Here is a 25,086-nt window from a genome sequence, read left to right as displayed (position 1 = left end):
CGAGGCCAGCGATGTTAACCGCCATGCTGGCCGCCTTTATTGGCGGCATCATTCTCAACTTTATGCCCTGCGTATTTCCGGTGGTGTCACTGAAAGCACTGGGCCTGTTACGTCATTCCGATAACAGCGCCAGCGCGCGTCGTGAAGGTCTGGCATTTTTACTCGGTGTTGTCGTGACCATGATGGCACTGGCGGGTATTCTGCTGGCGGCACGCGCCGGTGGCGCAGCGGTTGGCTGGGGTTTTCAACTGCAATCACCGCTGGTTATCGCCCTGCTGGCGCTGGTGATTCTTGCGGCGGCACTCAACCTGCTTGGCGTGTTTGAAGTCGGTTTGTCAGTGCAGCAAGTGGGCGCAATCGACATCGGACGCGGTGCCTTTGTGCGTTCGGCCCTGACGGGTGCACTGGCGATTATTGTCGCCACCCCCTGCGCTGCACCTTTTATGGCCAGCGCTATCGGTTATGCGCTGGTCCAGCCTCCTGCCGTTGCGCTGGTGATCTTCTTTGCCCTTGCACTGGGTTTTGCCGCTCCTTTTACCCTGGTGTCACTGTTTCCGGCACTGGCAAAATTCCTGCCACGCCCCGGCGCATGGATGGATATTCTGAAACGCGGCCTCGCATTTCCTATGTTCGGTGCTTACGCCTGGCTGGTGTGGGTACTGGCGCAACAGTCAGGTAGTGGCGCGCTGGCAACCTTACTGGCTGGCTCGGTAGTGCTGGGGTTTGCCGGGTGGTTATACGGCATGGCACAAAAACGCCGCTTCGCCGGAAAAGGCCACAAAGTCCTGTTTGCCGTCACTGCCGTCCTGGTGATTGCGGTGCTTGCTCCGCTGCCGGGGATGATCAAATCCGGAGCGGGGCTACCGGGTGACCAGGTGGCAGCAACCATCACCCAGGAAAAATGGACGCCACAAACCGTTGCAGCAGAGCGTGGTCACGGTAAAGCCATCTTTGTGGATTTCACTGCATCCTGGTGTATAACCTGTCAGGTTAACCAGAAAACCACGCTTTCGACCCAGGCGGTTAAAGACGCACTGGCGAAAACCGGTACGCTGTATATGGTAGCCGACTCAACCAAATTTAATCCCGATGTCGATGATGCCCTCGGACAGTTTGGTCAGGGTGGTCTGCCGATGTACCTGGTGTATCCGGCCGATGGCGGACCGCCAAAAGTGTTGCCGCAGGTGTTAACCCCCGGCATCGTGGTTGATGCGCTGACTCAGGCAGCGAACAAAAAAGCCTGACCCAACAAGGCGGAATATGGATACAAGCGATACCGGGCGCGACAGCTGGCCTGCACTGATGGAACGGGCGCAGGCAGGCGATCAGCTGGCGTATACACGCTTGCTGCAAGCACTGGTGCCGGTGATTCGTTCGCAGGTCCGAAAACAGCTCGCTGACGACGCGCTGATCGAAGACGTGATCCAGGATGTGCTGCTGACAGTGCACCGGGTCCGTCATACCTATGATCCCGCTTATCCCTTCTTACCCTGGCTGATGGCGATCATCTCAGCGCGCGCCGTGGATGCATTGCGCCGCCGGGGACGTCATCAGCGCTGGGAAGTGGCAGAGGAGCATCTGTCGGAAGCATCCGCCCCGGCGGATACGCAACGTCAGGATTCACAGGAAGAGCTGGCGGGATATTTGCGTCAGCTGCCTTCACGCCAGCGGGAAATTGTCGAACATGTCCATTTACGTGAAATGAGCCTGACAGAGGCGGCAGCGCATAACAACCTGAGCGTCGCAGCGGTGAAATCGCTGTTGCATCGTGCGCTGATCAATCTACGCCGCTTTGGAGCACATCATGACTGATCATAACCTGTTGATTGAAAAACTCAGCCAATCAGTGCAGCCGGTCAAACGTCCGCGCGCCACGGGCTGGCGGGTGCTGACCTGGCTGGCTGGCGCATTGCCCTGCGGCGTGCTGGCAAGTTTTCTGGTGCAACGAAGCCTCACTGACTGGTCACAACCAGGTGCACATTGGGCAATGCTACAACTGGCACTGGCCTTTGTGCTCGGCACGCTGGCTATTCGTAGCGCCTTTACGATGAGCATTGCCGGACGTCGCAGCCTCAGTTGGAAAGCCTTGTTGCCTCTGGGATTGCTGTGGCTGGCGTTGAGTATTCTCAACATTCCGCGCGTGGAGCCGCCGTTACATGTGGGCGATGGCACCAACTGCTACACCTTTTTGCTGGTGGTCAGCACACCGATGATGGTGATGATGATTGCCAGCCTGCGCCGTACCCGTGCGCTGCATCCGGTGCGCAGTCTGACGATGGCAGGCTTTGGGGTTGCCTGCATGGCGGTAACCTTGCTGGCCTTTTGCCATCCGGTGCATCTGCATAAGGAGGACTTTGTGATGCATCTGGCAGCGATTGTTACCATTGTGGCGTTAACGGTGTTGCTGGGGAAACGCTGGGTGGCGATAACGTAAAGGGAACGAATGTTGAAGAACGGGTGCATTGAGGCCAGCCGCAACAACCTAAAGAGTTGGCGGGGAACAACTCCCCGCCGGGTCTCTTACTTGACAGATTCACAGGCTGTGAAGACAGCGACCTCCGTATTGCCAGCTCGGATGTGGACCTCACAAAGGTCTTTCCTCAAAACCAGCACCACCATCAAAACGGTGGTACAGATAACGATCAGGGCGAAAATCAGCGCCTTATGCTGCTTCATAGCCTACTTCTCCTTGACCCGAAGGTCCGTAAGAGGCTACTCTAAACGCGTGTGGCATTTGGAATGTGGCCTCAGTTTAATGTAAAACGTCCTGCAAGACGTCATATGTTAACTGGGGCTTTTCTCTTTCTGCCGTTGGCAAATGCTTAAGGCAGAAAGCCTCAAGCACCCGTCGCGATTCTAATCTAACCGCCTGACTTATCCCAAATTTTTATCCAATGCGTTACGCTAACCCGCGTTTTTTTCTGCGTTCTGGGATCCGTGACAGATTCTTATGCAACGTTATGGAATCACCTGCTCTGCCTTCAGTTTATCGAACAGCTGAGTAAACGAATCCAGCGTGCTGCGATACCCGGTAAACCCGGCCTTACGGCTCTTGCTCATATCCGTGAAAGCCTCCATTGGACGGCCCAGATCGGCATCGGTGTGCCACCACGAGGCAAGTTTGTTGATATCGGCTTCGCGTAAGCCATCACGCTGCGCGATCTCACGCCATGCTGCCGCTGCATCCTGCATCCGCCCTTCCAGCGGCATCATCTGCGCCGGATACGCTGCTGCTTCGATACCGAAATAGCTCGCCAGTCGCGGCCATAACCAGTTCCAGCGGAACACATCACCGTTGACCGCATTAAAATCCTGATTAGCCGCAGCAGGAGATGTCGCCGCCCACAGCAGTTGCTCCGCCAGCAAACCGGCATCGGTCACATCAGCCAGGCCATTCCATTGCTCCGTCGATCCGGGGAAGATAAAGGGCCAGCCCTTTTCACGGCACAGCGTGGCATACACTGCCAGCGTCTGGCCCATGTTCATCGCGTTACCCAATGCATAACCGATGATGGTATGGGGACGATGCACGCTCCAGCGATAGCCAAATTTCTCCGCGCCGGCAAAGATTTCATCTTCCTGCGCATAGTAGAAATTATCGACCGGCTGACGCCCCTGTTCCTCACGGAAAGGCGTGACCGGTACGGCCCCTTTGCCATAGGCTTCGAATGGACCGAGATAGTGTTTTAGTCCGGTTACCAGCGCCACATGCGCCCCCTGCAAACGATCGCCCAGCGCGTTAATCACGTTGCGCACCATGCCGCCATTAACGCGAATGTTTTCTTTTTCATTCTCCTGACGCGACCAGACGCTAAAAAACAGCGCATCCGGTTTTACCCCGGCCAGCACCGTATTGACCGCTTCCGCATCGGTCAGATCTGCCGTCAGGCTGCGGCATCCCTCCGGCACTGCCCCACGTCCGCGTGACAGACCCGTCACCTGCCAGCCCTCGCTGATCAATTTCTCCGCCAGCGCACGGCCAATCACGCCGCTGATCCCAACAATTAACGCCTGCTTTTGCATTTCAATTCTCCTCAGTTTGCGTAATCATTAGCGTAATAGAGAATTTAATTCCTATCTCTGGCATTAATTCACATCATTCCCAACCTGAGTTCATGAATAGATGCACGATCAACGACTGAAGGACATCGTCCCGTTTGTTGCCAGCGTGGAAAGTGGCAGCTTTACCGCAGCAGCGGAACGGCTGCACCTCACCGGTTCAGCGATCAGCAAAAGCGTCACCCGCCTGGAGATGCGCCTTGGCTCGCGTCTGCTGGAACGCACCACACGCAGCCTGAAACTGACCGACGCCGGTTCCGCTTACTATCAAACCTGTATCCGCATTATGGAGGAACTGGCGGAAGCTGAAGCAGTGCTGGCGGCACAGCGCAGCATTCCTTCCGGCCGGTTGCGGCTGGCAGTGCCCAACACCTATGGCCGACTGGCGGTGATGCCGCAGCTGTTACCCTTCTGCCTGCAACATCAGGAGCTGGAACTCAGCCTGAGTTTCTCCGATCGTTTTGTCGATTTGTTTGAGGAAGGGATTGATGTGGCGGTGCGCATTGGTGATACCCCGGATTTGCCTGCCTCGCTTGGTTGTCGTCAGATGGGACGTGAGCGGATGGTGTTCTGCGCCGCGCCAGATTATCTGGCCCGCATCGGACGCCCCACCGATGTCACCGGACTGATGCAGCATCGGGCCATTATGTATGAACGCGTTGATGGCAGCACCAAACCCTGGCTGCTGCAAGCGGAGGACGGCCATCTGCAATGGCGCAACGTACCACATCGCATGGCACTGGGTGATGTGGATGCGCAGGTACAGGCGGTCTGTGCCGGGCTGGGTGTCGGGCAGATGCCTTCATGGCTGGTGCGTGAGCAGCTGGCGCGTGGAGAGCTGGAAATTATCCTGCCCGAACATCAACCCGATGGGCTGGCGCTGACCCTGGTCTGGCCGCGCCGCAAACAATTGTTGCCGAAGGTGGATGCGTTACTCAGCGCGCTCAGTCAGTTGCCCATTCGTTAACGATGATTCAGCCGCCGGGATAAGCGATCGCCAAAGAATTGCAGCAGGGTAACCAGTGCCACCAGCACCACAATCACCGTCAACATCACCTGCATATCAAAGCGCTGATAACCGTAGCGATAGGCGAGATCGCCCAGACCGCCCGCACCAATCGCGCCTGCCATCGCGGAGGCGTTAATCATCGTCACCAGGGTGATAGTAAAACCGCTGACGATGCCGGGGCGGGCTTCCGGCAACAAGACGTGCCAGACAATATGCCAGCGATGAAACCCCATCGCCTGCGCCGCTTCAGTCAGCCCTTTATCCACTTCACGCAGGCTGACCTCGGCAATCCGCGCAAAAAAAGGTGTCGCCGCCAGCGTCAGTGGCACCGTCGCCGCCCACACGCCATAGGTGGTGCCAACCACCCAGCGGGTAAACGGAATCAGCGCTACCATCAGAATCAGAAACGGGATAGAGCGAAACAGATTCACCAGCCAGCCAAGCAGACGATTCAGCAGCGGATTGGGGAACAAGTCGCCTCGCCCCGTCACCACCAGGATCACCGCCATCGGTAACCCCAGCGCCAGCGCGAACAGCGACGACACCCCGACCATTAACAAGGTATCCAGCAATCCGGTCCATAAACGTTCAAAGCCCAGTGACATAACCTGCAATCTCCAGTTGGTCTGCCATGCCGTTCAGCGCCTGCTGCACGTTCGGCGCGTCATGACGTACATCCAGCAGCACCAGCAGCTGGCCGGTGGGTTTATTTTCCACCCACTCAATAGCGCTAAACAGCAAGGTTACTTCCCCCGCGACGCGCTGGCTGAGTGCACCGATATCCGGTAACGCGCCCTGCCCGGTATAGCGCAGCCGTACCAGCAAACGTGAACCGGCCTGCTGACGTTGTGGCGTAAGCAATGGCACAAGATATTCCGGCAGCGCCTGATGTTGTGGGTTGAGCAGCTGGCGGGTGGTTTCGTGCTGCGGATCGCTATACACCTGCCACACCGGACCACGTTCGATAATCTCACCCTGATCGATCACCGCCACCTGATGGCAAAGATCGTGCACCACGTCCATTTCATGGGTGATCAGCACGATGGTGATATGGCGCTGCTGATTAATTTTCCTGAGCAGCGCCAGAATGGCGCGGGTGGTTTCCGGGTCGAGTGCCGAGGTGGCCTCATCGCACAGCAGCAATTCCGGGTCATGCACCAGCGCGCGGGCAATGCCGACGCGCTGCTTTTGCCCGCCAGAAAGTTGCGCGGGCCAGGCGTGCTGGCGCTGTTCCAACCCCACCAGTGCCAGCAATTCATCAACTTTGCGCTGGCGTTGTGCAACGGGCACCCCGGCCACCTTCATCGGCAGCTCGATGTTTTCCCGTACCGTTTTCGCCGACAATAAATTGAAATGCTGGAAGATCATGCCGGTGCGGCGTCGCCACTGCACCAGTTCGCGATCGCTCAGTGTGCCAAGGTCGATACCATCGATGACCACCTGCCCGGCCGTCGGCGCTTCCAGCCGATTGAGGCAACGGATCAGCGTGGATTTACCGGCTCCGCTGCGACCAATAATGCCGAAAATCTCCCCCCGCTTAACCTGCAGGTTGATATCTTTCAACGCCTCCTGCGTCTGCCCGGCGTAGCGTTTCGTTAAGTCGCGGATCTGCACATGCGCCTTGCCCGATCCCTCGCGCGTCTGTTCCAGCAAGGCATCCTGTTCGCCGGGCAACGTCAGGCTGACCATGCTTACTGGCTCCAGCCTGGCTGGTACAGCTTGCCGTAGAAACTGTCCAGTTTGGCGCGCACCACTGGCGAGTGTTGGTAGATATCGACAAACTTAGCCAGACGAGGATCGTCCTGATGACCGTCGCGAATCACGAACTGAATGACATACTCCGGGTGTTCCAGGCCATCAAACAGCAAGGCTTTTTCCGGATCGATGGTTTTCGCCAGACGCAGGTAGTGTGGATAGCCCTGCGCGAGGTCAACTTCATCCAGTGAGCGCGACAACTGCACCGCCTCGACTTCGATAATCTTCAAATCTTTTGGGTTGCTGGCGATATCATCAACGGTGGCTTTGAGACCGACGCCGGGTTTTAAGGTAATCAACCCGGCCTTTTGCAACAGCAGCAGACCGCGTGCGCCGTTAATCGGGTCATTGGCGATGGCGACCGTGCCACCCTGCGGGATTTGGTCCAGCGAGGTATGTTTTTTCGAGTACAGGCCGATGTTATTGATGATGGCAGGCGCGTAAGGCACCAGATGGAAACCGCCCTCTTTGTTCGCGTTTTCAAGGAAAGGCTTGTGCTGGAATAAATTAACATCGATATCGCCATTTTCCACGCTGACATTGGGTGCGGTCCAGTCGGTAAACTCCACCAGCTGGACATCAAGCCCCTGCTTTTTTGCTTCAGCAACGGCGGTTTCCAGCGGCGGAGCAAAGGCTGCGGTAGTGCCAACTTTTAACGGGCCGCTGTAATTAGCAGCACTCGCTACTGAGCTTACGGCCAGCAACGCAGCGGCCAGTTTTAACGCAATTTTCATAACAATTCCCTGAGGTCAATGGATTAACGAAGGTTGGTCGCAAGCCGCCAGCGTGCCGCCGGATGGCGATCGGGCAGACGGTCCTGATGCTGAAAAATCTTTTTACGTATTGAACCAGGTTGATAGGCGGTTTTATAGCGTCCACGCTGCTGAAGTTCTGGCACGACTAAATCAATAAAATCCTGATAACTTTGTGGATTGAGGATGCGCGTCAGGTTGAAACCATCAATATCCCCTTCGTCTATCCAGTTGATCAGTTGCTCCGCCACCTGCGCAGGGTTACCCATCACCAGCGGATAACGGCTGCCCATCGCGTGTTGCTCCAGCAGACGCCGACGTGTCCAGCCGCTATAGGCTTTGCTCACTGATTCAATCGCCCGCGTATCGCCGCTGGTAATCGGCTCATCAAGTCCGAAAGCGGCCAGATCCATGCCAATCGAACTCGAGAAGTGAGCGATTCCCGCCTCCGGGCTGGCGTAGGCGAGATAGCTGCGATACTTCTCCTGCGCCTCGCGTTCGGTAGGGGCGACAATCACGCTGACACCCATAAAAATGCGTAGATCCTCAGCCAGCCTCCCGGCATCCACTGCTGCCTGACGCAGCCGCTGAGTTTGCTGACGCATCGCTGCCGGGGAGCTGGCATTGACAAAACTGCATTCGGCATGACGTGCCGCAAATTGCATCCCGCGCGCCGAGCTACCCGCCTGAAATAACAACGGCGTACGTTGCGGCGACGGGCTGCTCAGGTGATAACCCTGCACCTGATAAAACTCGCCCTGATGGTTTACCTGATGAATTTTCTGCGCATCGGCATACAACCGCCGTTGCCGATCCACCACCAGCGCATCGTCCTGCCAGCTGCCTTCCCACAGCTGATACACCACATCCAGAAACTCATCGGCCTGATCATAACGGCGATCGTGGTCCAGTAACTGGCGCTGGCCCATTGCGCGGGCGGCGCTATCGAGATAGCCGGTGACGATATTCCAGCCTATGCGCCCCTGCGTCAGATGATCGAGCGTCGAAAGACGGCGGGCAAAAGCGTATGGCGCTTCATAGCTCAGATTGGCAGTGACGCCGAAACCCAGATGTTGCGTGACGCTCGCCATGGCGGAAACCAGCATCAGCGGGTCGTTAACCGGCAACTGGATCGACTCGCTGGCCGTCAGATTGATGCCCTGCTGATAAACGTCGTAAACGCCAAGGATGTCGGCGATAAAAATGCCATCAAATAAGCCGCGCTCCAGCAGACGGGCGAGATCGGTCCAGTAGGTCAGTGAATTGAAATCGACGGAACGATCCTGCGGATGTGTCCACATACCGTGATGGATGTGCCCCACGCAGTTCATATTGAAAGCGTTCAGCAGAATCTGCTTGTGGCTCATAATGTCCCCCGACGCGGCGGTAACACGCCATTCAGCAGATAGTTACCAATCGCCGGATATTTCCAGCGCACTGGATCATGCAGGGTATGGGTGCGCGCATTGCGCCAGTGACGATCAAGATTGTGTTCACGCAGGCTGGCACGCGAGCCACCCAGTTCGAACAACAAATTACCGGCTTCCAGCGCCACTTCCGTAGTCCACGCCCGTGCTTTCGCTACCTCGACCGACGCCGTCGCCACGCTTTCTGCCGTGGGTTGCTGTTGTGCGCTATCAACAGCCTCCCCCGCCAGCGCCAGCAGCGCATCACCCGCGGATAGCCGTGCCGCGAGGCGGCCGGTGCGGTCCAGCGTCAGGGGATCGTCAACGGCACGTTCAACGCCACTGTCCGGCCACGGACGTGCCCGCTGCCGCAGAAAATCCAGCATGTCGTTAAAGGCCGCCCGCGCGATGCCCTGATCGATGGCCGCATGCAGGATCTGGGCAAAGGGACCAACCGCCGTGGGTCGTTCAAAAGCGGTCTGGAATGGCACCACATCAGCCGCGCTGACGGCGACATCAACAAACTGCACGCTGCCGCTGCCGGTGGTGCGCTGCCCAAAGCCGCTCCAGTCATCAATAACGCTGACGCCCGCCTGATGGCGCGGGACAAACACCAATTGTTCTTTATCGTCATCACCGCGCGCAGCGGTGGGGATACGGTCCGCAAATAACGCGCCGGTGGCGTAAAACTTGCTGCCGTTGAGCTGCCCAGCGGCGATGCGCGTGCTGCGCTGATGCGCCGTTGGGGAACTAAATTCCGCCAGTGCATTACCCAGATGCACGCCCGCCAGCACTTCTTCATACAAGCGCTGCTGCTGCGCCGGGCTGCCATTAACGCGCAGCACCTCCAGCGCGTAGAAGTGATTTTGCGGCACCTGGCCGATGGCAGCATCCGCCTCGCTGACAATGGCAACAATCTGCGCCAGCAACCCCGAGGGGATGGCGATGCCACCATAGGCCCGAGGCACGGTAATCGCCCCCAGACCAGCAGCGAAAAACTGCTGTAACTCAGCATGGGGCAACTGGCGTTCACGGTCACGCAACGCGGCATCGCGTCGATACTGTGCAGCCAGTTGCTGCGCTGCCGCCAGCGCCTGTTGTGCATCAGCAAGGCGTGCAGCGGGTTGTTTGGGCTGAACCTGGGTCATGATTGCTCCTTAAATCCAGGCATGGCGTGCCGGTAGCACTGCATTGAGGTAGTAGTTGCCAATGGCATGGGTTTTCCAGCGCACCGGGTCATGCAGGGTGTGGGTGCGCGCATTGCGCCAGTGGCGATCGAGGCCATGCCGCAGCAAAGTGGCGCGGCTGCCACCCCATTCGAGCAACTTTTCACTGGCGTGTAACGCAACCTCGGTGGTCAGTACTTTGGCTTCAGCGACCGCTATCGATGCCTGCGCACAGTTTTCCGCCGTCAGCGATTGTTGATCGATGCTATCCAGCAGCTGCGCAGCGCGTGCCAGCAAGGCATTTGCCGCCGTCAGCTCGGTACTGAGGCGACCAACATCGGCAATGATGTAGGGATCGTCTGCATTACGGGTGACACCAGCATCCACCCACGGGCGAGAGCTGCTGCGTACAAACGACAGCGCATCATCCAGCGCGCCCTGTGCGATACCGGCATCAATAGCCGCCTGAATCAGTTGTGATACTGCGCCGCGCAGCGTGGGTTTTTCCGGTGCCGGCAACGGCATCACCAGCTGGGGATCCACTGCCACCTGCTGCAATCGGACCGTCCCGCTGGCGGTGGTGCGTTGCCCCATCCCCGACCAGTCATCGACTATCTCAACACCTGTGGCGGGCTGCGGGATAAACGCCATCACCGGCTGTTGATCATGAATCGCGGTCGTTACCAGGATGTCAGCGAATAACGCCCCGGTGGAGTAGAATTTCTCGCCGGTAAGTTGTAACCCCTGTGACGTTGTCACAAGTTGTGCCTGCACATCACGGGTATGACGGGTATTTTTTTCTGGTCCGCCGTTGCCCAGCCGCTTGCCACTGACTACGGCACTCAGCAAACGTTGCTGCTGTTCTGGCGTTCCTTCACCAAGGATGAATTGAATCAGGCCGAAATGATTTTGTGGAATTTGTCCCAGCGACGGATCGCTGGCAGAAATCAGGCGAAATACTTCCGCCACGGTCCGGAATGATAAACCGCCCCCGCCGAACTGGCGCGGCACACTGATACTACCCAGCCCCAGCTGGGTAAATTGATTCAACAAAGCAGTGGGATAAATACGTTGCTGATCGCGCTCGATCGCCCCCGCTTTTGCCTGTTCCGCCAGATGGCGTGCAGCGTCAAGCGCTTCAGCGTCATTACTCAATATTTTCGTCATGATTTATTTCACTTTTGGCGAATCTGGGGGAAATAACCGAATGGAAGCGATAATAGGCAGCGGGAATAAAACAAGTAAATAGCGCGGTTATGCTATATCCACACAAGGTTTTTCATTATTGAGATAACTTTTATTTCAGGCGCAGACACATGCATTTTAATAGTAAGAACGATAATATTTTTCTTAAAAAGAAATATCGCTAAGTAATGGCAAAATATATATATCAGCTTCGCACCAAATTGTAGCGGTGCGATTTATCGCGCGCCTGTAGCCTCCGCACCACAACAACAGCGCAATAAATTGCGCCGCTACACGCCCTGTCATTCCTGACACAGCGGTTGTCCGCCTTAACAAAGCCGGGCTGGCACGTCTGCTTTACGTTGTTGTTCATCCACATTTTTCTGCGAGGAAAGCACACGATGAACAACCTGCACTACAAAAGTTTGCTGGAAATTGGCCGCCTGATTCAGTCGCGTGAAATCACCTCGGTTGAGGTCACTACCGCCCTGCTGGCGCGTATCGATACGCTGGACAAAACGCTGCACAGCTATTTTCACCTGATGCGTGAAAGCGCGTTAAAACAAGCCGCTGAAGCGGATAGCGAGATTGCCAGCGGCACGTTACGTGGCCCGCTGCATGGAGTGCCCATCGCACTGAAAGATCTGATCTGGACCAAAGACGCGCCCACCAGCCACGGTATGATCATCCACAAAGATCACTATCCGGCGGAAGACTCAACAGTGGTGGAGCGTTTCCGCGCGGCCGGAGCGGTAATCATGGGCAAACTGACGCAAACCGAAAGCGCCTTTGCCGATCACCACCCGGAGATCACCCGCCCGACCAACCCGTGGGGTAGCGCGTTGTGGACCGGTGTTTCCTCCAGTGGCTCCGGCGTCGCTACCGCAGCGGGTCTGTGCTACGGCGCGATAGGCACCGATACCGGCGGTTCGATCCGCTTCCCGTCGAACGCCAACGGCCTGACCGGCATCAAACCCACCTGGAGCCGTGTCACCCGGCACGGTGCCTGTGAACTGGCAGCGTCCCTCGACCATATTGGCCCGATGGCACGCTCCGCCGCGGATGCCGCCGCCATGTTGCAGGCGATTGCCGGACGGGATGAGAAAGACCCCACTTCCAGCAGTGAACCGGTGCCGGACTACCTGGCTCTGATGACCCGCGGCGTCAGCAAACTGCGTATCGGCCTCGATAAAGCCTGGTCGCTGGATCAGGTGGATGACGACACCCGCGTCGCGTTGCAGTCTGCCATTGCCACCCTGAGCGAACTCGGTGCCACCTTTGTCGATATCACCATGCCGGATACCGAGCAAGCGGCAGCAGAATGGAGCGCGCTGTGTGCAGTGGAAACCGCGCTGGCGCACGAGGACACCTATCCGGCACAGAAAGAGAAATATGGACCGGGTCTCGCCGGGTTGCTGGACCTGGGGCATCAGGTTACCGCACTGGAATATCAACGCTTGCTGCTCAGCCGGGCGGCACTGCGGGGGGATATCTCCGCCCTGTTCAGCAAGGTGGACCTGGTACTGGCTCCTGCCACTGCTTTCGCCGGATTAACCTGGGACACCATGACCCGTTTTGGCACCGATCAGGCACTGTTTAACGGCGTGTTGCGCTATACCAGTGCATTCGATGCCAGCGGCCACCCCACCATCACGCTGCCCTGCGGCATGACCGCGGCCGGTGCGCCTATCGGCTTTCAGCTGGTAGCCGCCCATTTTGCCGAAGCCACCATGATTCAGGGCGCGTGGGCTTATCAGCAGGTTACCGACTGGCATAAAAAACATCCGGCCCTGTAAACCTGCTCCGTTTCCCGCCGCGCTCCCCGACGCGGCGGCTTTTTTTGTCGCTTTCATGGCCCAAAAATTGCTTTATTTCTCCCACTGCCGCCCTTTTCGCCATGTTTAGGGGACGTTGTCATGAAAGAAAATTTCACCACCGATAACCTGGAAAACCGTCATCGCTTCGATGCCTGGCGTGATGCAGTATGCTCACGACTGATCAAAGCCGAGGCCAGACAAACCCATAGCGGGGAATTTTCCGGGAGTTTTGGCTATTCGATGCTGGGACATGTGGATATCGCCAACCATATTTCCCGTACCGCGCTGGTGTGGCAACGCACCCGTGAATGCATTCGCCGCCATCCTAATCACGATTTCTATCTTGGCTATATCTGCAGCGGTTCCGGCACGCTCAGTCAGAACGACAATCATTCACACGTCAGTGCCGGTGATGTGGTGATTTATGATGCTGCCACGCCGTTTGATTTCGCGATGGACAATGTCGCGATCAATATCGTCCATTTGCCACGTCCGATGATTGAAAAAGAGGCCCCGGCGATTGCCCGACTGGCAGGAAAAGCGCTGGATCTCACCCGTCCGGGCATGCTGTCGCTCAGGCAAATGCTTACCGAAACCTTCTCCTTTAACGCCGAGCGTGAGAATGCCTTTCTCACGGAACAATTCGCCAACACGTTGCTGAATATGATTTCCGTCAGCCTCAATTTGCAGAAAAGCGATGATGCGCTGAGACCCGATCTTTTCTCGCGCATGGTGAGCTTTTTGCGGCTGAATCTGCACGAACATGATTTGTCCGTAGCGCAAATCGCCAATGCACATCATGTTTCGCCACGCACCGTCAGCCGGGTATTTGCTGCCCATGGCACCACGCCGATGAATTTTGTCTGGCAGGAGCGCTTGCAGGCCAGCCACAAAGCGCTGGCCGAAGGCAAAGCACGCAATATCACCCAGGTGGCGATGGATCACGGCTTTAGCGATATGTCGCACTTCAGCCTGGCGTTTCGTAAAGCCTTTGGTTACACCCCCAGCAGTTTGATCCGTCAGCCACAGAGCTGACTACTTTTGCAGGCTGTTGATCACCCGCTCGGCGGTATATTCCATGCTGCTGCGGGTGTTCATCGCTTCGCTGCGCATAAAACGGTAGGCACCCGATTCATCCAGCCCGTATTCGCGCATCAGAATGCCTTTCGCCTGGGTCAGACGTTCACTTTTCCCTTTTACCTGCCGTCTGACGGCCTGTAGCGTGCCGATCATCTGCACAATTAACGCAAACGGATTGAGGGTACGTTCGGCGATAGCACTGGGTTGCAGCTCGATTAACAAGGGAAATAACCGGGCATTATGGCAATCAGCAAGGGCGATCACCGGGATATTTGCCTGCCGCCAGGCACGCATCAGCGGCAGGATCGACTGCTGAAAATGCGGCTCCACTGCAACAATCACCAGGTGCACATCATCCGGTGCGAGAGTCGGCAGCGGCCAGCTGTGCTGCGCCTGACAACCCAGTTGCGTCAGCGAAGCACAGAATGCACGGACGCTCTGGGCATCAGGATGGAAAAGATGCAGCCGCACGCCCGCAAGCGTCGCCATTAAAGATTGCTCAGTCATGCTTCACCCTCATGGAGTGGAAAGCATTACAGTAAGCAACCCGAACGGTAACTGCTTTGTTGTGGCGGTCGGAGATTGTGTCAGATGGGACAGCCCGGTTCGCCCATCAGGCATGAAACCCTAAATACTGCTCCGCAATACTGGCGCTTGAGGTGGTTTGCGGATCGATGTGGTGAATAATCTCACCCTTCTCAATCACATGGATCTGATCCGACAACGCATAAAGAAACTCAATATCCTGTTCCACCAGGATGATCGAAATATCCATCTCATGCCGCAGTCGTTGCAGCGTCTCAATAATCTCCTCGCAGATATTCGGCTGGATCCCCTCGGTTGGCTCATCCAGCAATACCAGCTGTGGTTGCCCACACAAACAACGCGCCAGCGCCAGCAATTGCTGTTCACCGCCAGATAAAGCGCCTCCCGGCTGGGCCAGCAGCCGTTTGAGGCGCGGAAAAATCTCCAGCATCTGCTCGATAATTTGTCCGGCGCGCGAGAAGTGCTTCACGCAACCCATGCGCAGGTTTTCTTCCACCGTTAGCAAGGGAAAGATTTGTCGCCCCTGCGGCACAAACCCAATCCCGGCCGCCGCCCGCTGATGCGCCTGATAAGCGGTGATATCGATACCATTCAACGCAATACGCCCCTGCCACGCAGGCAGCTCCCCCATAATGGCGCGCAGTAGCGTGGTTTTACCCATGCCGTTGCGCCCCAGCACGCCAGTAAAGGATTTGGCACCAACAAACAGATCAGCCAAATGCAGCACCGGAATCTTGTTATAACCCGAGACCATCTCTTTAATTTCAAGCATGTTTAATCTCCACGTTGCCGAGATACGCCTCTTTGACCAGTGGGTTACTGGTTACCTCGCGGAAACTCCCTTCCGCCAGCACCGCCCCCTGATTAAACACCGTCACTTTCTGCGCGATCATGCTGATAAACTCCATATCGTGTTCCACCACTACCACGGTACTTTGTTGATTGATGGCTTTAATCAGTTCAGCAGTTTTACGCACCTCGTGGTGCGTCATCCCGGCGGCTGGCTCATCCAGCAGCACCAGCTGCGGGCGGGAGATCAGGATCATCCCCAGTTCGACCCATTGCCGCTGACCGTGCGCCAGCTCCGCTAAGGTGACGTCTGCCAGATGCGCCAGTCCGATATCCTGCAACACACGATCAATGGCGGCAGGCACCTCCGCTTTAACCATTTTATTGGCCGCCGCCTGCCACAGATTTTCGCGCACGCTCAACCCTTCAAACACGCTGGGGACCTGGGTCTTGATGCCAATACCCAGACGCGCGATGGCCCACGGGCGCAGACCGGAGATCACCTGGTCGCGATAGCGGCATTCCCCCCGGCTCGGCGTCACCTGCCCGCTCAGCATCTTGAAGAAGGTGCTTTTACCTGCACCATTCGGCCCAATCAGGCAACGTAATTCGCCCTCGTGCAGGGTGAAATCCACTTCTTTCACCGCGTGGACCCCGCCAAAACTGACGCCCATCTTGCGGGTTTGTAACAATACCGGCGCGTTCATTGTTTCACCTCGCTGACCTGCGGTGAGTTTGCCTGCTCTGCGGCTTGTCGCTTACGCCGCCCCAGCCGTTGTATCGTTGGCAACATGCCTCCGGGGATCAGCAGCACAAATACCGCCAGAATCACCCCCAGCACCAGATTGACGTCTACCGTCTGCTGCGCACCCAGCCGCGTGACCATCCACTGCAACAGAATGCAGCTGATCACCGGACCGATCAGCGTGCCGCGTCCGCCGACAATCACCCAAATGATGATCTGCGCTGACTGGCTGATACTGAACACGCCAGGGCTGACAAATGCGCCCCAGTTAACGTACAGACAGCCCGCCAGCCCGGCGATGGCAGCACCGATGGCAAAGGTCGCCAGCTTGTGGGCCGGCACGTTATATCCGAGCAGACCGGCACGCTGTTCGTTCTCCCGGATCGCCACCACCGTTTTGCCAAAGCGACTCAGCAGGATGAATTTCAGCAGCACATAGCACAGCGCCAGGCAGCCCGCCGTCACCATAAAGATCGCTTCCGGTGACAAAATCGCATCAGGCTGGAATGGCAGGTTAAGGGTGGGCACCGACGGGATACCATTGAAGCCGCCAAGCAGCGCCTGACCAATATGGTATTCACTGCCCGCCGTGGAGTTTACCCAGTTAAACAACACCAGGCTGACAGCCAGGGTGATCGCGCCAAGATACACATCGCTCACACCGCCATAAAAAATCACATACCCGAGCAGCAGCGAAAACAGCGTCGGCAGCAGCACCGCCATCACCACCGCCCAGGTGGAGTCGCCCCAGTTGATGGCGCATATCGCGTAGGTATAAGCACCAAGACCGAAAAACGCCGCCTGACCAAAACACAGAATGCCGCCATAACCCCAGATAAACGCCAGGCTGAGCGCCAGCAGCCCCATCACCAGAAATACTGTCACCGACAGCAGCGTATACAGCTCCAATGCGCCGGACAGCCAGAACGCCGCCAGCATCACCACCAGCGCGACCACGATAATCTGCACCCGTTCAGCAATCAGTTTCATTACAGCGACCTCCTGAAGAAGCGTCCGGTGATGCCCTGCGGCAGTAGACGCAGCAGCACAATCGCGCTAAGCAACAACGCCACTGCGCCAAATACCGGCGTCCAGGCGTAGGTTGCCAGCTGGGAGATGGTGCCAAACAGGATGGATGAGGAGAGCGTCCCGGCAATAATGGCGCTGCCGCCGCCAATCACCGTGATAAACGCCTTCGCGATAAAACTGATGCCGATGGTGGGAATCACGCCGGTGATCGGCGCCAGCAGCGCACCGCCCAGCCCGGAGAGCGCCGCGCCGAGGCCGAAGGTCAGGCTGTAGATTTTGCCGGGATTGGTACCCAGCGCCGCCGCCATGCGTGCGTTCTGCATGGTGGCGCGCGCGCAGAGGCCGAGGGTGGTAAAGCGCAGCAACAGCCACAACCCACCGACCAGACACAAGGCAAACACGATGGTAAACAGCGAATAGCCACTGGTGCTGTAGCTGCCCACGCTGACGCTGGGTAGCGGCGAACTGATACCCAGCGTGGTATTACCAAATACCATGGTCGCGGCACCGATCAGTGCCAGACTCAATCCCCAGGTTGCCAGCATGGTGTCAATCATCCGGCCATAAAGGTGACGGATAATCACCCGCTCAATCACGATGCCAAACAGCCCCACCACCAGCGGGGCAACCACCAGCATGGCTACCCAGATGGGCAGGCCGAGGCGGTTGGTGGCGAGAATCGCACTATAGCCACCGAGCATCATAAATTCGCCATGCGCCATATTGACGATTTTCATCATGCCAAACACCACCGCCAGACCGAGGCTCATGATAATCAGCACCGCGATAGCATTGAGCACCTCAATGCCGTAGATAATTAACAGATCCATAGTGGCTCCTGTTACAGCTCGATTTGATACTGTTTGGTATCGCGCGGGTTTTTCTTCAAATCGCACACCATTGCGGTATCGCTCGGAGGCTGATCGGTGAAGGTTTCGAGGATTTTCATCTGATGGTTCTCGACCTCAGCAATGTGCACATCCAGCGAACAGTGATGCGTGGCCGGATCGACCGTGACTTTGCCGCTTGGCGAGGTCACGCTAATGCCAGACTCCAGCGCTTCAATCACCTTCATCCGGTCAACATCACCCGCTTTGCGCACCCCTTCCGCCCAAATCAACATGCCCTGATAAGCCCCCATCGCCAGATCGCTGATATTTGGCGTGCTGGCACCGTATTTGGCATGGAATTTTTGCACAAAGGCCTGGTTTTCCGGGGTGGCGATTTCCTGCATATAGTTGGCCGCCACCAGGATGCCGTTGCTCTCTTCCGGTGACAGGATGATGTGTTCATTGCCGCCACCAAACACCGTCGATGCAATCGGGATCTTGCCGCTCATACCCGCCGCATGCCATTGGCGATAGAAAGAGATATGCGCGCCGCCCACCAATGCCGACCACACCATATCCGGTTTCGCACTCTGGATTTTTGAGATGGCGGCACCGAAGTCGGTGACATCGAGCGGGAAGAATTCCACCGTCATCACTTCGCCGCCGTTATCGTGCACCGACTTTTTCACCCATGCGGAGACGATCTGGCCATAGTTATAATCAGCCGCCAGCACATAGACTTTTTTGCCCCATTTTTTCATCGCGTAGGGCACCAGTTTTTCCACAGTTTGCGCCGGGGTAGAACCCGTTGAGAAATAGTTGCGGTCACACACGCCGCCTTCATATTGCGTCGGATAGACGTAGAGCGTACGGAAGCGGTCCAGTACCGGACGAATAACTTCGCGCGAGGCCGAGGTAATTCCGCCGTGTACCACGGAGACCTTATCTTTTAACGCCGCCTGCTGCGCGTATTGTGCATACAGCTGCATATTGGATTGGGCATCATAATTAATCATCTGCAACGGGCGCCCCAGCAAGCCCCCGGCCGCGTTGATTTCATCGGCCGCCAGATTGATGGCGTTGGACATTGGTTTACCGTAGATATCCAGACCACCAGAAAGATCAAGAATGGTCGCCACTTTGATGGCGTCTTTATTATCCGCCGCAAAACTGATTTTCGGTGCAACACCCGCAGCCATACCTAATGCCGATAATGCAGATCCCTGAAGAAAAGAACGACGACTAATAGCCATAGCACCCTCTGAATGAAGTGATGAGTCAGTAAGAACAATAAAATGGGTTTCCGGGAGAACCGGACAGGGTGAAACCAGCAGCTGGCAGACAACGCTGTCTGCATGAAAAAAGATGTGATTGCCACAACGCTGGGGCAATATTTTCAGAAAGCAATAACCGGGCCAGCCTTAATGCCCTGATGCCCGCTCAGAATATTCGCGGGTTATGCGGCCAGTCTGAATGAACATTCAGGTGCTATTGCACTCTTTCGCAGCGCCTGGCACCACGGCGGTGCAGAGGGATTAGTTTAGAGCGGTGCGATAATTCGCGCCGCTACAAATGTGCAGGTCAAAACAATTTCATCATTTCCCAGATTTTATTATCGATATAACCCGGCTTATTCATGGTGACTCGCATCTCTGAACTTAATAATGCTGTGCAATCCGCATAACCGGTAAGTATCCCCACTTGCGGACATAATGTATCCTGCCAGTGTTTTAGCGTGTCGATTTCCTGCACGGTATTTTCATAGACAATTTTCTTTTGTTGTTCGTCATAGTGGGCTTTGCTGTATTGATGGTAAGACTTGCCAAAAGAATCAGCCAGCTCCAGCCAGAAGCGTTCAACATCTGTCAGAAAATGCCAGGCTAATTTACGCCACGCTGGCGGGGAGTTGTCATGCGTCCCACTAAATTCTGACGAGGATAACCGTGCAAAGAGTTCTGCCAGGCTCAGAGCCGCCACCGCACGCTGCTGATTAGGACTTAATAGTAAAAATTGACCGTATGCCCGCTTAGCTTCTTCCTGGCTCCCCCATCCATTGAGATCCATCATGCGTGAACGCAGAAGAGTCAGCAGTTCATCTGATAAATTCTGACGTTGTTGATTGGGCGAACTCCCCTCAGAAAAATAAGGAGCCAGTACTTTCGTCAACAGCAGATGATCATCCATGCTGGTCAGATCGATTTGCCAGGCACCGTTTTTAGCCACACAACGCTGGAAATTTCTGCTGATGAGTTCAAGCCGTGCAGCTTCACGCCCGAAGACAGGCGCAGTGAATTGAAACGGATCAAAAACAGGCCGGAGGGCTGGTTGTTGTTGAATAAACAGCCAGGGGTGCAGGGAAAAGATTTCATTAATCCGCGCTGCATTTTTCCCAATAAAACTCACTGATATTGTCTTATCCTGTTGTTCAATATCGAATGGTTCAGGATTGATTACGATATCGGTTCGCTTTTCCAGCACCGCATCCTGATGCTCATTGGTGAGATAGAAGCCTTTTGTCTTATCAGGTAAGACATAAATTGGCAGCTGCTGGCCGTCATCGCCGTCAACAACCATGAGTTTGATCAACTCACGTTGTACGGCAGCGATTTCCGGGATGGTCAGAAAAGCAGTTTTAACAGCGGGTGGCAATTGATGGTACCTTTGGTGGATCCAAAGCTGATATTTCAATAAAGCATTATTTCCCAGGACGGGTAAGTAACGGGTAAGAATATGATGCTGTTCCTCAATACTGATACGCTGATCGAGTAGCTGAGTGCCCAAGGCACTATAAAGTTTATCCATTGCCCATTCACAACAGTGCTGGATATTGATGGAAGACGCATAGCCTTGTTGCGAGAAATGATTTAGCAAAGCATAAAGAGCCGGGTGACTGAGGCGTTCTCCCCCGCCAGCGATAATATGGCTAGCCATCTGTTCCGCAAGATCCTGTTTAACCCGCTGGTCGGCAATGCTTTCGAGAAATAGCAGAAAATCAGGTTTTCCTCCTTCACCTGTACCGGGTTCCAGTTGAGAACGTATTTGATGATGATTAAACATCTCTGCTGCCAGTGTGATCTGCCGTTGGTCATAATTGCCAAACAAGGTGTCATTAAACCTGGTATTTTTAACGATTAAGTTTTTGACTCTTAACCCGGAGAAATTACATCCCCGGCGAAACGCCAGTCCGGTCCACGTCAAATTTTCCGCCTCCACATTTGAAAAATTGCTCTGGAGAATCTCGCAGCACGGATAATAATGATGTTGCTGGTGATGGATGTTAACAGGAAGCGATGACATCACCACATTTTTCAGCTGTGATTGATTGAAGTTAATTTCGGTGTTGTCTTCTTTGTTACATTGATTTAAATAAATATGAACATTTTCCCATTTATTACCGATGACGATCGTGTGTCCCAGAGACTGCACTAACCAACGAATCGGGGCGGTGTCCGTGCCGATTAGGACCAGTCGTTCCATATTAAAATCTTTAAGCCAGACACTGGCCGGTTTTTTATGCAGCGACTCCGGGGTTTGTTTTATTTGACTCCCCTTTAGCATAGATATGGGTTTTTTGTTACCAATGACATTATCAAGATAACAGTCAGTGAAGCTGCAATTTTCCAGATGGGTAGTATTCGCATCGGACAGCAAAAATAGCAGCGCACACGAGTCAAACGACTTTGCCTGCAACATCTCCTGTACACGCTGCTGTAGCGTTAATTCTCCCTCAGGACTCCGGATACCTGAAATCTCTTGCGAAAAGGTAAAATAACGCTGCATACCCACCAGTGACGTATCTGTGGTGACTATAAAGTCAATCAGTGCATCGATCAGGAACTGGCTCGCTTCATCTCCGCTGGCGGCAAGATGATAATAAAGCGCAGAAATGTAATTGACTTGTTTTTGAATCATTAGCGTTAATTTTCCCGGGGGAATTATTTCATCACGCTTATTAGTGGGTGCGGTGTTGAGAAATTCGTCAATCAGGCTGGTTAATGTGTAACGAGGTTGCAGGTGATTACGAGTCTGTTCAGCATCGGGACGATTTTTTGCTTGAGCCTCTAACAGTTCAGCAATTAGAGAGTGAAAAGCTGTCCTCTCATGTTGTTGGTTATTAATATTGATGTGGAATAATTCCTGAAGAATGACGCCGAGATTATAGCTATCGGCCTTGCTATCATAGGTTCTGCTATTCTTGACCTCCGGTGATAAGTAACAGGCAAAATTTATGCCACTCGATTTTGTCATGGATTTAATCCTGGCCTGTTGCAGAAAACGGTAGAAAAACGCCGAGGGTTCAAACTCCACTTCGAGGCTACCATCGACAGCTTCCGGTTTTTCGGACAAGAAAATAACTGTCGGATTGAGATAGGCATGCGCTTTAATCCCCACAGAATGGCCAAAGGCCGCGATCTTTTTATGGAAATCACCACACCCTTCCAGCATCGCACGCGCACCTTGTAATCGCGTCATATAGTCACTGACAATATCCTCAATCGAACAACAATTATCTCGTTGATGATTAAGTCGCTCCAGCCATTCGGCACACGAAATTAGCCCCTGCCGGTTAAACGAAACGGTGATAAAGTTTTCTTCGCCCTGGCCGCTATCACTGGGCAACGTCACCATGCCAATCCTGGAACGCTCGCTATTAACACAGTTCGCAATGGCAGGGAATCGATCTTCATGTCCACTGGCGATAATGGCGCTGGCTGGATAGGTAGAAACTTCAAACTTTTGCCCGGTAGCCATAATTTTTACGTCATAACATTGCAACTTTCCGTGCCCAATACTCGCGCTACGGGCCAGGTTTTCCTCCACCTGTAGATCATTAGCGTCCAGATAATAGCCCGTCTGCTGCCCAAGCAAACAGGCGAAAGCGGCTTGCCGCTGCCAGCTGATAGCAGTCTGAGAGGAGGTGGAGACAGCAACAGAGGCTGTGGCATGGGAAGTTGATTGTGGGATGTTGGCCACATTACCGATATGATCTATCCTGGCAATCGGTGTCACCTGATTAGGAGTTATTGTTGTGTCATCAGCAGCCTGCGGTACAGACGAAGTCACGCGCATATCATGGATCTCTTGAAATATATTTGGATAAAGTCGGGTGTTGAAGGATTGAATGAATATGCTATTTCAAAGACGTGCGGCGAAAGCAGAATAATCCCTTTGCAATTTCTGATTTCATATCTTGCTCATAAAATCGCTATGTTTTATTTTTCCGTATGTTTGTAATCTCCTTTTCCTGATGATTGCCGAAATTAAAAAAACCGTCAGCATCAGAAAAACCTCATCATTATTTAAGGAGAAATAATATGTCAGACCTTCCTATTAGTTCAGTGAGTCCAGCCACCCCCATTAACCCTCAGGGAGGTGAATCACGTGTCCAACAGCAACCTATTAACGTGAGAAACAGCAGCGAGACTGTCACATCAAATACACGTTCTCATCAAAGCAATAGCAACAAAGGATATATTGAAGTTCACCCGCAGAATTTTATCGCGTTTAGTCCCTTAGCTGGCGAAAAACTGATAAATTACCAACGTGGCGATTTCAGACTAAGTGGTGATATGTTCGCATCCGATGAAAAAATCCACCTTAATCTGGATGAAATTGTCCATCCTGAATACGGTGCGACTTTTTTTAAAAATGTTGCAACGATAAATAATGACGTCGCACAGCAGGACCTGGTTGAACAATGTATTAGAAAATTCGCCCCACGTAGCCCGGCCCTTAGGGTGCTGACTCAATCGCCTACCCTTCAGCAATCGATGCTGCGTAATTTGCTCGGAAAAAATACTGAAAGTTCGACATTAATAAAAAATTTTTTGCAATATGTATTGTTACCACTCTGCAAAGATGCACTGCTACTGGATAGCGAGCGTGCCGGGGTGGCACAGCTGCTCAGAAATGCGGACGAGAAAACATTACCCGCTTATCAATTCCTGATTAATCAGTTGAAGGAGGAATATCCGGAATTGGCGGAGGCGCTGTATCGACAACCCCCCATGGATTTATTAATCCATATCTTCGATGAAACCCTGGGGCTGGGGTCACACAATGCGCTGTTTTATTGTCCTGATTCCAGGAAAGTGTTAGCAATACCAAATGATGAATTTAACCGCCTGATTACCGCACAGGAAATCCCGCCAAATTTTCAACTGTTAGAGTATGACCCGGAAAAATACATCCTGAGGCCCGTACCTGGCACTGCTGACAATCTTATTAATTTGCTGCGCACTTTCCCCGCCCTGCATTCACTCTGGTCCACCAGTGGCAGAAATTTATCAGGGGTGATCACCACGTTATTTTCCCACCGTGAAGATCTTAATACCGTCGAGCAAAAGCGGGCAACGGAGATTGAAAACCATATTATTGCACGGCTTACCCGGCAAACCCGTGAGAGAAAAGATCTGACGTCGTTTGATGATTTAAATACGTCAGGAAAAATGCTCTCACCGTTCAATGCGGGCACAGGAGCAGAAGAAAAACGTGAGGCACTGATCAACCTCACGCGTGAAAAGCTGGGATTGACTCGAACCGGACTTTCCGCGCAACAGGAAAAAGCCATCGCCGCCGTGATTCTGGCAAGAATAATGATCCAGCTATCATCCGCAGCAGAGTGCGGCAATGAAGAACAAAGCCCCTATCCACTGCGCGATACCGGTATCGGGCTGATTGACGATGCTATTGTCTTGTGGCCGGATATTGCCCCAAAAAACCGCAACAATTGGAAGGAGTTGCTTTCATCACAGCAGGACATCCCCGCAAACCGCCTCGCTCTGCTCGCCTCCCGTATGGCGGCCTATCATCCACCTGGGCTGGAAGGATGGCGAGTTGTGATGCTGATTCAGCAGAATTATCCGCTGCTGTAATGCGCAATTCTTTCCAATATACCTATACGACAACATGGTTAAA

Annotated in this window: 22 protein-coding genes; 7 read left to right on the top strand and 15 right to left on the bottom strand. The window is 54.5% G+C overall.

The window, feature by feature from the left end:
* Positions 1–11 precede the first annotated feature (11 nt).
* From RCF31_RS20345 to RCF31_RS20335, 3 genes are read left to right on the top strand one after another with little or no spacing between them, the layout of a single operon-like run.
* Entirely contained in the window at positions 12–1,244 is a 1,233-nt protein-coding gene (locus tag RCF31_RS20345; RefSeq protein WP_416413614.1) for a protein-disulfide reductase DsbD family protein, read from the top strand.
* 16 nt (positions 1,245–1,260) lie between these two features.
* Positions 1,261–1,812, top strand: a complete 552-nt coding sequence (locus tag RCF31_RS20340) for a sigma-70 family RNA polymerase sigma factor (RefSeq protein WP_299450791.1) — start codon at positions 1,261–1,263, stop codon at positions 1,810–1,812.
* Positions 1,805–2,434 (top strand): NrsF family protein, encoded by a 630-nt coding sequence (locus tag RCF31_RS20335; RefSeq protein ID WP_313684594.1) that lies wholly within the window; start codon positions 1,805–1,807, stop codon positions 2,432–2,434. The genes RCF31_RS20340 and RCF31_RS20335 overlap by 8 nt, the downstream gene beginning before the upstream one ends.
* 86 nt (positions 2,435–2,520) lie before the next feature.
* On the opposite strand, the gene RCF31_RS20330 is transcribed toward RCF31_RS20335, so the two are convergent.
* The gene (locus tag RCF31_RS20330) at positions 2,521–2,676 is read right to left on the bottom strand and encodes a Hok/Gef family protein (RefSeq protein ID WP_416413613.1); all 156 of its coding nucleotides are present in this window, start codon (positions 2,674–2,676) and stop codon (positions 2,521–2,523) included.
* Positions 2,677–2,958: 282 nt separating this feature from the next.
* Positions 2,959–4,023 (bottom strand): SDR family oxidoreductase, encoded by a 1,065-nt coding sequence (locus RCF31_RS20325; protein ID WP_416413612.1) that lies wholly within the window; start codon positions 4,021–4,023, stop codon positions 2,959–2,961.
* Between the two features lie 100 nt (positions 4,024–4,123).
* Between RCF31_RS20325 and RCF31_RS20320 the strand changes: the two genes are divergently transcribed.
* Complete coding sequence (locus tag RCF31_RS20320) at positions 4,124–5,026, top strand: LysR family transcriptional regulator (protein WP_416413611.1); 903 nt, start codon at positions 4,124–4,126, stop codon at positions 5,024–5,026.
* On the opposite strand, the gene RCF31_RS20315 is transcribed toward RCF31_RS20320, so the two are convergent.
* The 6 genes from RCF31_RS20315 to RCF31_RS20290 are packed head-to-tail and all read right to left on the bottom strand — an operon-like array spanning position 5,023 to position 11,314.
* On the bottom strand, positions 5,023–5,673 hold the full coding sequence (locus tag RCF31_RS20315; RefSeq protein ID WP_084880755.1) for a methionine ABC transporter permease: 651 nt from the start codon (positions 5,671–5,673) through the stop codon (positions 5,023–5,025). The two genes, RCF31_RS20320 and RCF31_RS20315, sit on opposite strands and share 4 nt — an antisense overlap.
* On the bottom strand, positions 5,657–6,757 hold the full coding sequence (locus RCF31_RS20310; protein ID WP_416413610.1) for a methionine ABC transporter ATP-binding protein: 1,101 nt from the start codon (positions 6,755–6,757) through the stop codon (positions 5,657–5,659). Before RCF31_RS20310 ends, RCF31_RS20315 begins: the two co-directional genes overlap by 17 nt.
* A 2-nt stretch (positions 6,758–6,759) precedes the next feature.
* Positions 6,760–7,557, bottom strand: a complete 798-nt coding sequence (locus tag RCF31_RS20305; RefSeq protein WP_084880750.1) for a MetQ/NlpA family ABC transporter substrate-binding protein — start codon at positions 7,555–7,557, stop codon at positions 6,760–6,762.
* A 23-nt stretch (positions 7,558–7,580) separates the two neighbouring features.
* A complete protein-coding gene (locus RCF31_RS20300; RefSeq protein ID WP_416413609.1) occupies positions 7,581–8,942 on the bottom strand; it encodes an LLM class flavin-dependent oxidoreductase in 1,362 nt (453 codons plus the stop codon).
* The gene (locus tag RCF31_RS20295) at positions 8,939–10,129 is read right to left on the bottom strand and encodes an SfnB family sulfur acquisition oxidoreductase (RefSeq protein ID WP_416413608.1); all 1,191 of its coding nucleotides are present in this window, start codon (positions 10,127–10,129) and stop codon (positions 8,939–8,941) included. The genes RCF31_RS20300 and RCF31_RS20295 overlap by 4 nt, the downstream gene beginning before the upstream one ends.
* 9 nt (positions 10,130–10,138) lie before the next feature.
* The gene (locus RCF31_RS20290) at positions 10,139–11,314 is read right to left on the bottom strand and encodes an SfnB family sulfur acquisition oxidoreductase (RefSeq protein WP_416413607.1); all 1,176 of its coding nucleotides are present in this window, start codon (positions 11,312–11,314) and stop codon (positions 10,139–10,141) included.
* 419 nt (positions 11,315–11,733) lie between these two features.
* Between RCF31_RS20290 and RCF31_RS20285 the strand changes: the two genes are divergently transcribed.
* Positions 11,734–13,128: an amidase gene (locus tag RCF31_RS20285; RefSeq protein ID WP_416413606.1), complete on the top strand. Its 1,395-nt coding sequence runs from the start codon at positions 11,734–11,736 to the stop codon at positions 13,126–13,128.
* 120 nt (positions 13,129–13,248) lie between these two features.
* Entirely contained in the window at positions 13,249–14,184 is a 936-nt protein-coding gene (locus tag RCF31_RS20280; protein ID WP_084880733.1) for a helix-turn-helix domain-containing protein, read from the top strand.
* Here the strand turns inward: RCF31_RS20280 and RCF31_RS20275 are convergent, their stop codons facing one another.
* From RCF31_RS20275 to RCF31_RS20245, 7 genes are all read right to left on the bottom strand, one after another.
* Entirely contained in the window at positions 14,185–14,736 is a 552-nt protein-coding gene (locus RCF31_RS20275) for an ANTAR domain-containing response regulator (RefSeq protein WP_416413605.1), read from the bottom strand.
* A gap of 106 nt (positions 14,737–14,842) precedes the next feature.
* Positions 14,843–15,547: an ABC transporter ATP-binding protein gene (locus RCF31_RS20270; RefSeq protein WP_416413604.1), complete on the bottom strand. Its 705-nt coding sequence runs from the start codon at positions 15,545–15,547 to the stop codon at positions 14,843–14,845.
* Positions 15,540–16,271 carry an ATP-binding cassette domain-containing protein gene (locus tag RCF31_RS20265; RefSeq protein ID WP_313687692.1) on the bottom strand — a complete coding sequence of 244 codons (732 nt, stop codon included), beginning with the start codon at positions 16,269–16,271 and terminating at the stop codon, positions 15,540–15,542. Before RCF31_RS20265 ends, RCF31_RS20270 begins: the two co-directional genes overlap by 8 nt.
* Complete coding sequence (locus tag RCF31_RS20260; protein WP_416413603.1) at positions 16,268–17,299, bottom strand: branched-chain amino acid ABC transporter permease; 1,032 nt, start codon at positions 17,297–17,299, stop codon at positions 16,268–16,270. The genes RCF31_RS20265 and RCF31_RS20260 overlap by 4 nt, the downstream gene beginning before the upstream one ends.
* On the bottom strand, positions 17,299–18,168 hold the full coding sequence (locus RCF31_RS20255) for a branched-chain amino acid ABC transporter permease (protein ID WP_416413601.1): 870 nt from the start codon (positions 18,166–18,168) through the stop codon (positions 17,299–17,301). Before RCF31_RS20255 ends, RCF31_RS20260 begins: the two co-directional genes overlap by 1 nt.
* A gap of 11 nt (positions 18,169–18,179) precedes the next feature.
* Positions 18,180–19,421 (bottom strand): ABC transporter substrate-binding protein, encoded by a 1,242-nt coding sequence (locus tag RCF31_RS20250; RefSeq protein WP_416413600.1) that lies wholly within the window; start codon positions 19,419–19,421, stop codon positions 18,180–18,182.
* A gap of 328 nt (positions 19,422–19,749) precedes the next feature.
* On the bottom strand, positions 19,750–23,238 hold the full coding sequence (locus RCF31_RS20245) for a hypothetical protein (RefSeq protein ID WP_416413599.1): 3,489 nt from the start codon (positions 23,236–23,238) through the stop codon (positions 19,750–19,752).
* Between the two features lie 245 nt (positions 23,239–23,483).
* On the opposite strand from RCF31_RS20245, the gene RCF31_RS20240 reads away from it, so the two are divergent.
* Positions 23,484–25,043 (top strand): hypothetical protein, encoded by a 1,560-nt coding sequence (locus RCF31_RS20240; protein WP_416413598.1) that lies wholly within the window; start codon positions 23,484–23,486, stop codon positions 25,041–25,043.
* Positions 25,044–25,086: the final 43 nt, after the last annotated feature.

Source organism: Pantoea sp. App145 (genome assembly GCF_047947045.1).
GTDB lineage: Bacteria > Pseudomonadota > Gammaproteobacteria > Enterobacterales > Enterobacteriaceae > Pantoea.
Note: the sequence above shows the minus strand (reverse complement) of the source record. Positions and strands in the feature narration are given on the sequence as shown.

What these genes read in the sequence shown, in the direction of transcription:
- RCF31_RS20345 (WP_416413614.1), top strand. Translation starts at nt 12, where the DNA reads ATGTTAACCGCCATGCTGGCCGCCTTTATTGGCGGCATCATTCTCAAC.
- RCF31_RS20340 (WP_299450791.1), top strand. Translation starts at nt 1,261, where the DNA reads ATGGATACAAGCGATACCGGGCGCGACAGCTGGCCTGCACTGATGGAA.
- RCF31_RS20335 (WP_313684594.1), top strand. Translation starts at nt 1,805, where the DNA reads ATGACTGATCATAACCTGTTGATTGAAAAACTCAGCCAATCAGTGCAG.
- RCF31_RS20330 (WP_416413613.1), bottom strand. Translation starts at nt 2,676, where the DNA reads ATGAAGCAGCATAAGGCGCTGATTTTCGCCCTGATCGTTATCTGTACC.
- RCF31_RS20325 (WP_416413612.1), bottom strand. Translation starts at nt 4,023, where the DNA reads ATGCAAAAGCAGGCGTTAATTGTTGGGATCAGCGGCGTGATTGGCCGT.
- RCF31_RS20320 (WP_416413611.1), top strand. Translation starts at nt 4,124, where the DNA reads ATGCACGATCAACGACTGAAGGACATCGTCCCGTTTGTTGCCAGCGTG.
- RCF31_RS20315 (WP_084880755.1), bottom strand. Translation starts at nt 5,673, where the DNA reads ATGTCACTGGGCTTTGAACGTTTATGGACCGGATTGCTGGATACCTTG.
- RCF31_RS20310 (WP_416413610.1), bottom strand. Translation starts at nt 6,757, where the DNA reads ATGGTCAGCCTGACGTTGCCCGGCGAACAGGATGCCTTGCTGGAACAG.
- RCF31_RS20305 (WP_084880750.1), bottom strand. Translation starts at nt 7,557, where the DNA reads ATGAAAATTGCGTTAAAACTGGCCGCTGCGTTGCTGGCCGTAAGCTCA.
- RCF31_RS20300 (WP_416413609.1), bottom strand. Translation starts at nt 8,942, where the DNA reads ATGAGCCACAAGCAGATTCTGCTGAACGCTTTCAATATGAACTGCGTG.
- RCF31_RS20295 (WP_416413608.1), bottom strand. Translation starts at nt 10,129, where the DNA reads ATGACCCAGGTTCAGCCCAAACAACCCGCTGCACGCCTTGCTGATGCA.
- RCF31_RS20290 (WP_416413607.1), bottom strand. Translation starts at nt 11,314, where the DNA reads ATGACGAAAATATTGAGTAATGACGCTGAAGCGCTTGACGCTGCACGC.
- RCF31_RS20285 (WP_416413606.1), top strand. Translation starts at nt 11,734, where the DNA reads ATGAACAACCTGCACTACAAAAGTTTGCTGGAAATTGGCCGCCTGATT.
- RCF31_RS20280 (WP_084880733.1), top strand. Translation starts at nt 13,249, where the DNA reads ATGAAAGAAAATTTCACCACCGATAACCTGGAAAACCGTCATCGCTTC.
- RCF31_RS20275 (WP_416413605.1), bottom strand. Translation starts at nt 14,736, where the DNA reads ATGACTGAGCAATCTTTAATGGCGACGCTTGCGGGCGTGCGGCTGCAT.
- RCF31_RS20270 (WP_416413604.1), bottom strand. Translation starts at nt 15,547, where the DNA reads ATGCTTGAAATTAAAGAGATGGTCTCGGGTTATAACAAGATTCCGGTG.
- RCF31_RS20265 (WP_313687692.1), bottom strand. Translation starts at nt 16,271, where the DNA reads ATGAACGCGCCGGTATTGTTACAAACCCGCAAGATGGGCGTCAGTTTT.
- RCF31_RS20260 (WP_416413603.1), bottom strand. Translation starts at nt 17,299, where the DNA reads ATGAAACTGATTGCTGAACGGGTGCAGATTATCGTGGTCGCGCTGGTG.
- RCF31_RS20255 (WP_416413601.1), bottom strand. Translation starts at nt 18,168, where the DNA reads ATGGATCTGTTAATTATCTACGGCATTGAGGTGCTCAATGCTATCGCG.
- RCF31_RS20250 (WP_416413600.1), bottom strand. Translation starts at nt 19,421, where the DNA reads ATGGCTATTAGTCGTCGTTCTTTTCTTCAGGGATCTGCATTATCGGCA.
- RCF31_RS20245 (WP_416413599.1), bottom strand. Translation starts at nt 23,238, where the DNA reads ATGCGCGTGACTTCGTCTGTACCGCAGGCTGCTGATGACACAACAATA.
- RCF31_RS20240 (WP_416413598.1), top strand. Translation starts at nt 23,484, where the DNA reads ATGTCAGACCTTCCTATTAGTTCAGTGAGTCCAGCCACCCCCATTAAC.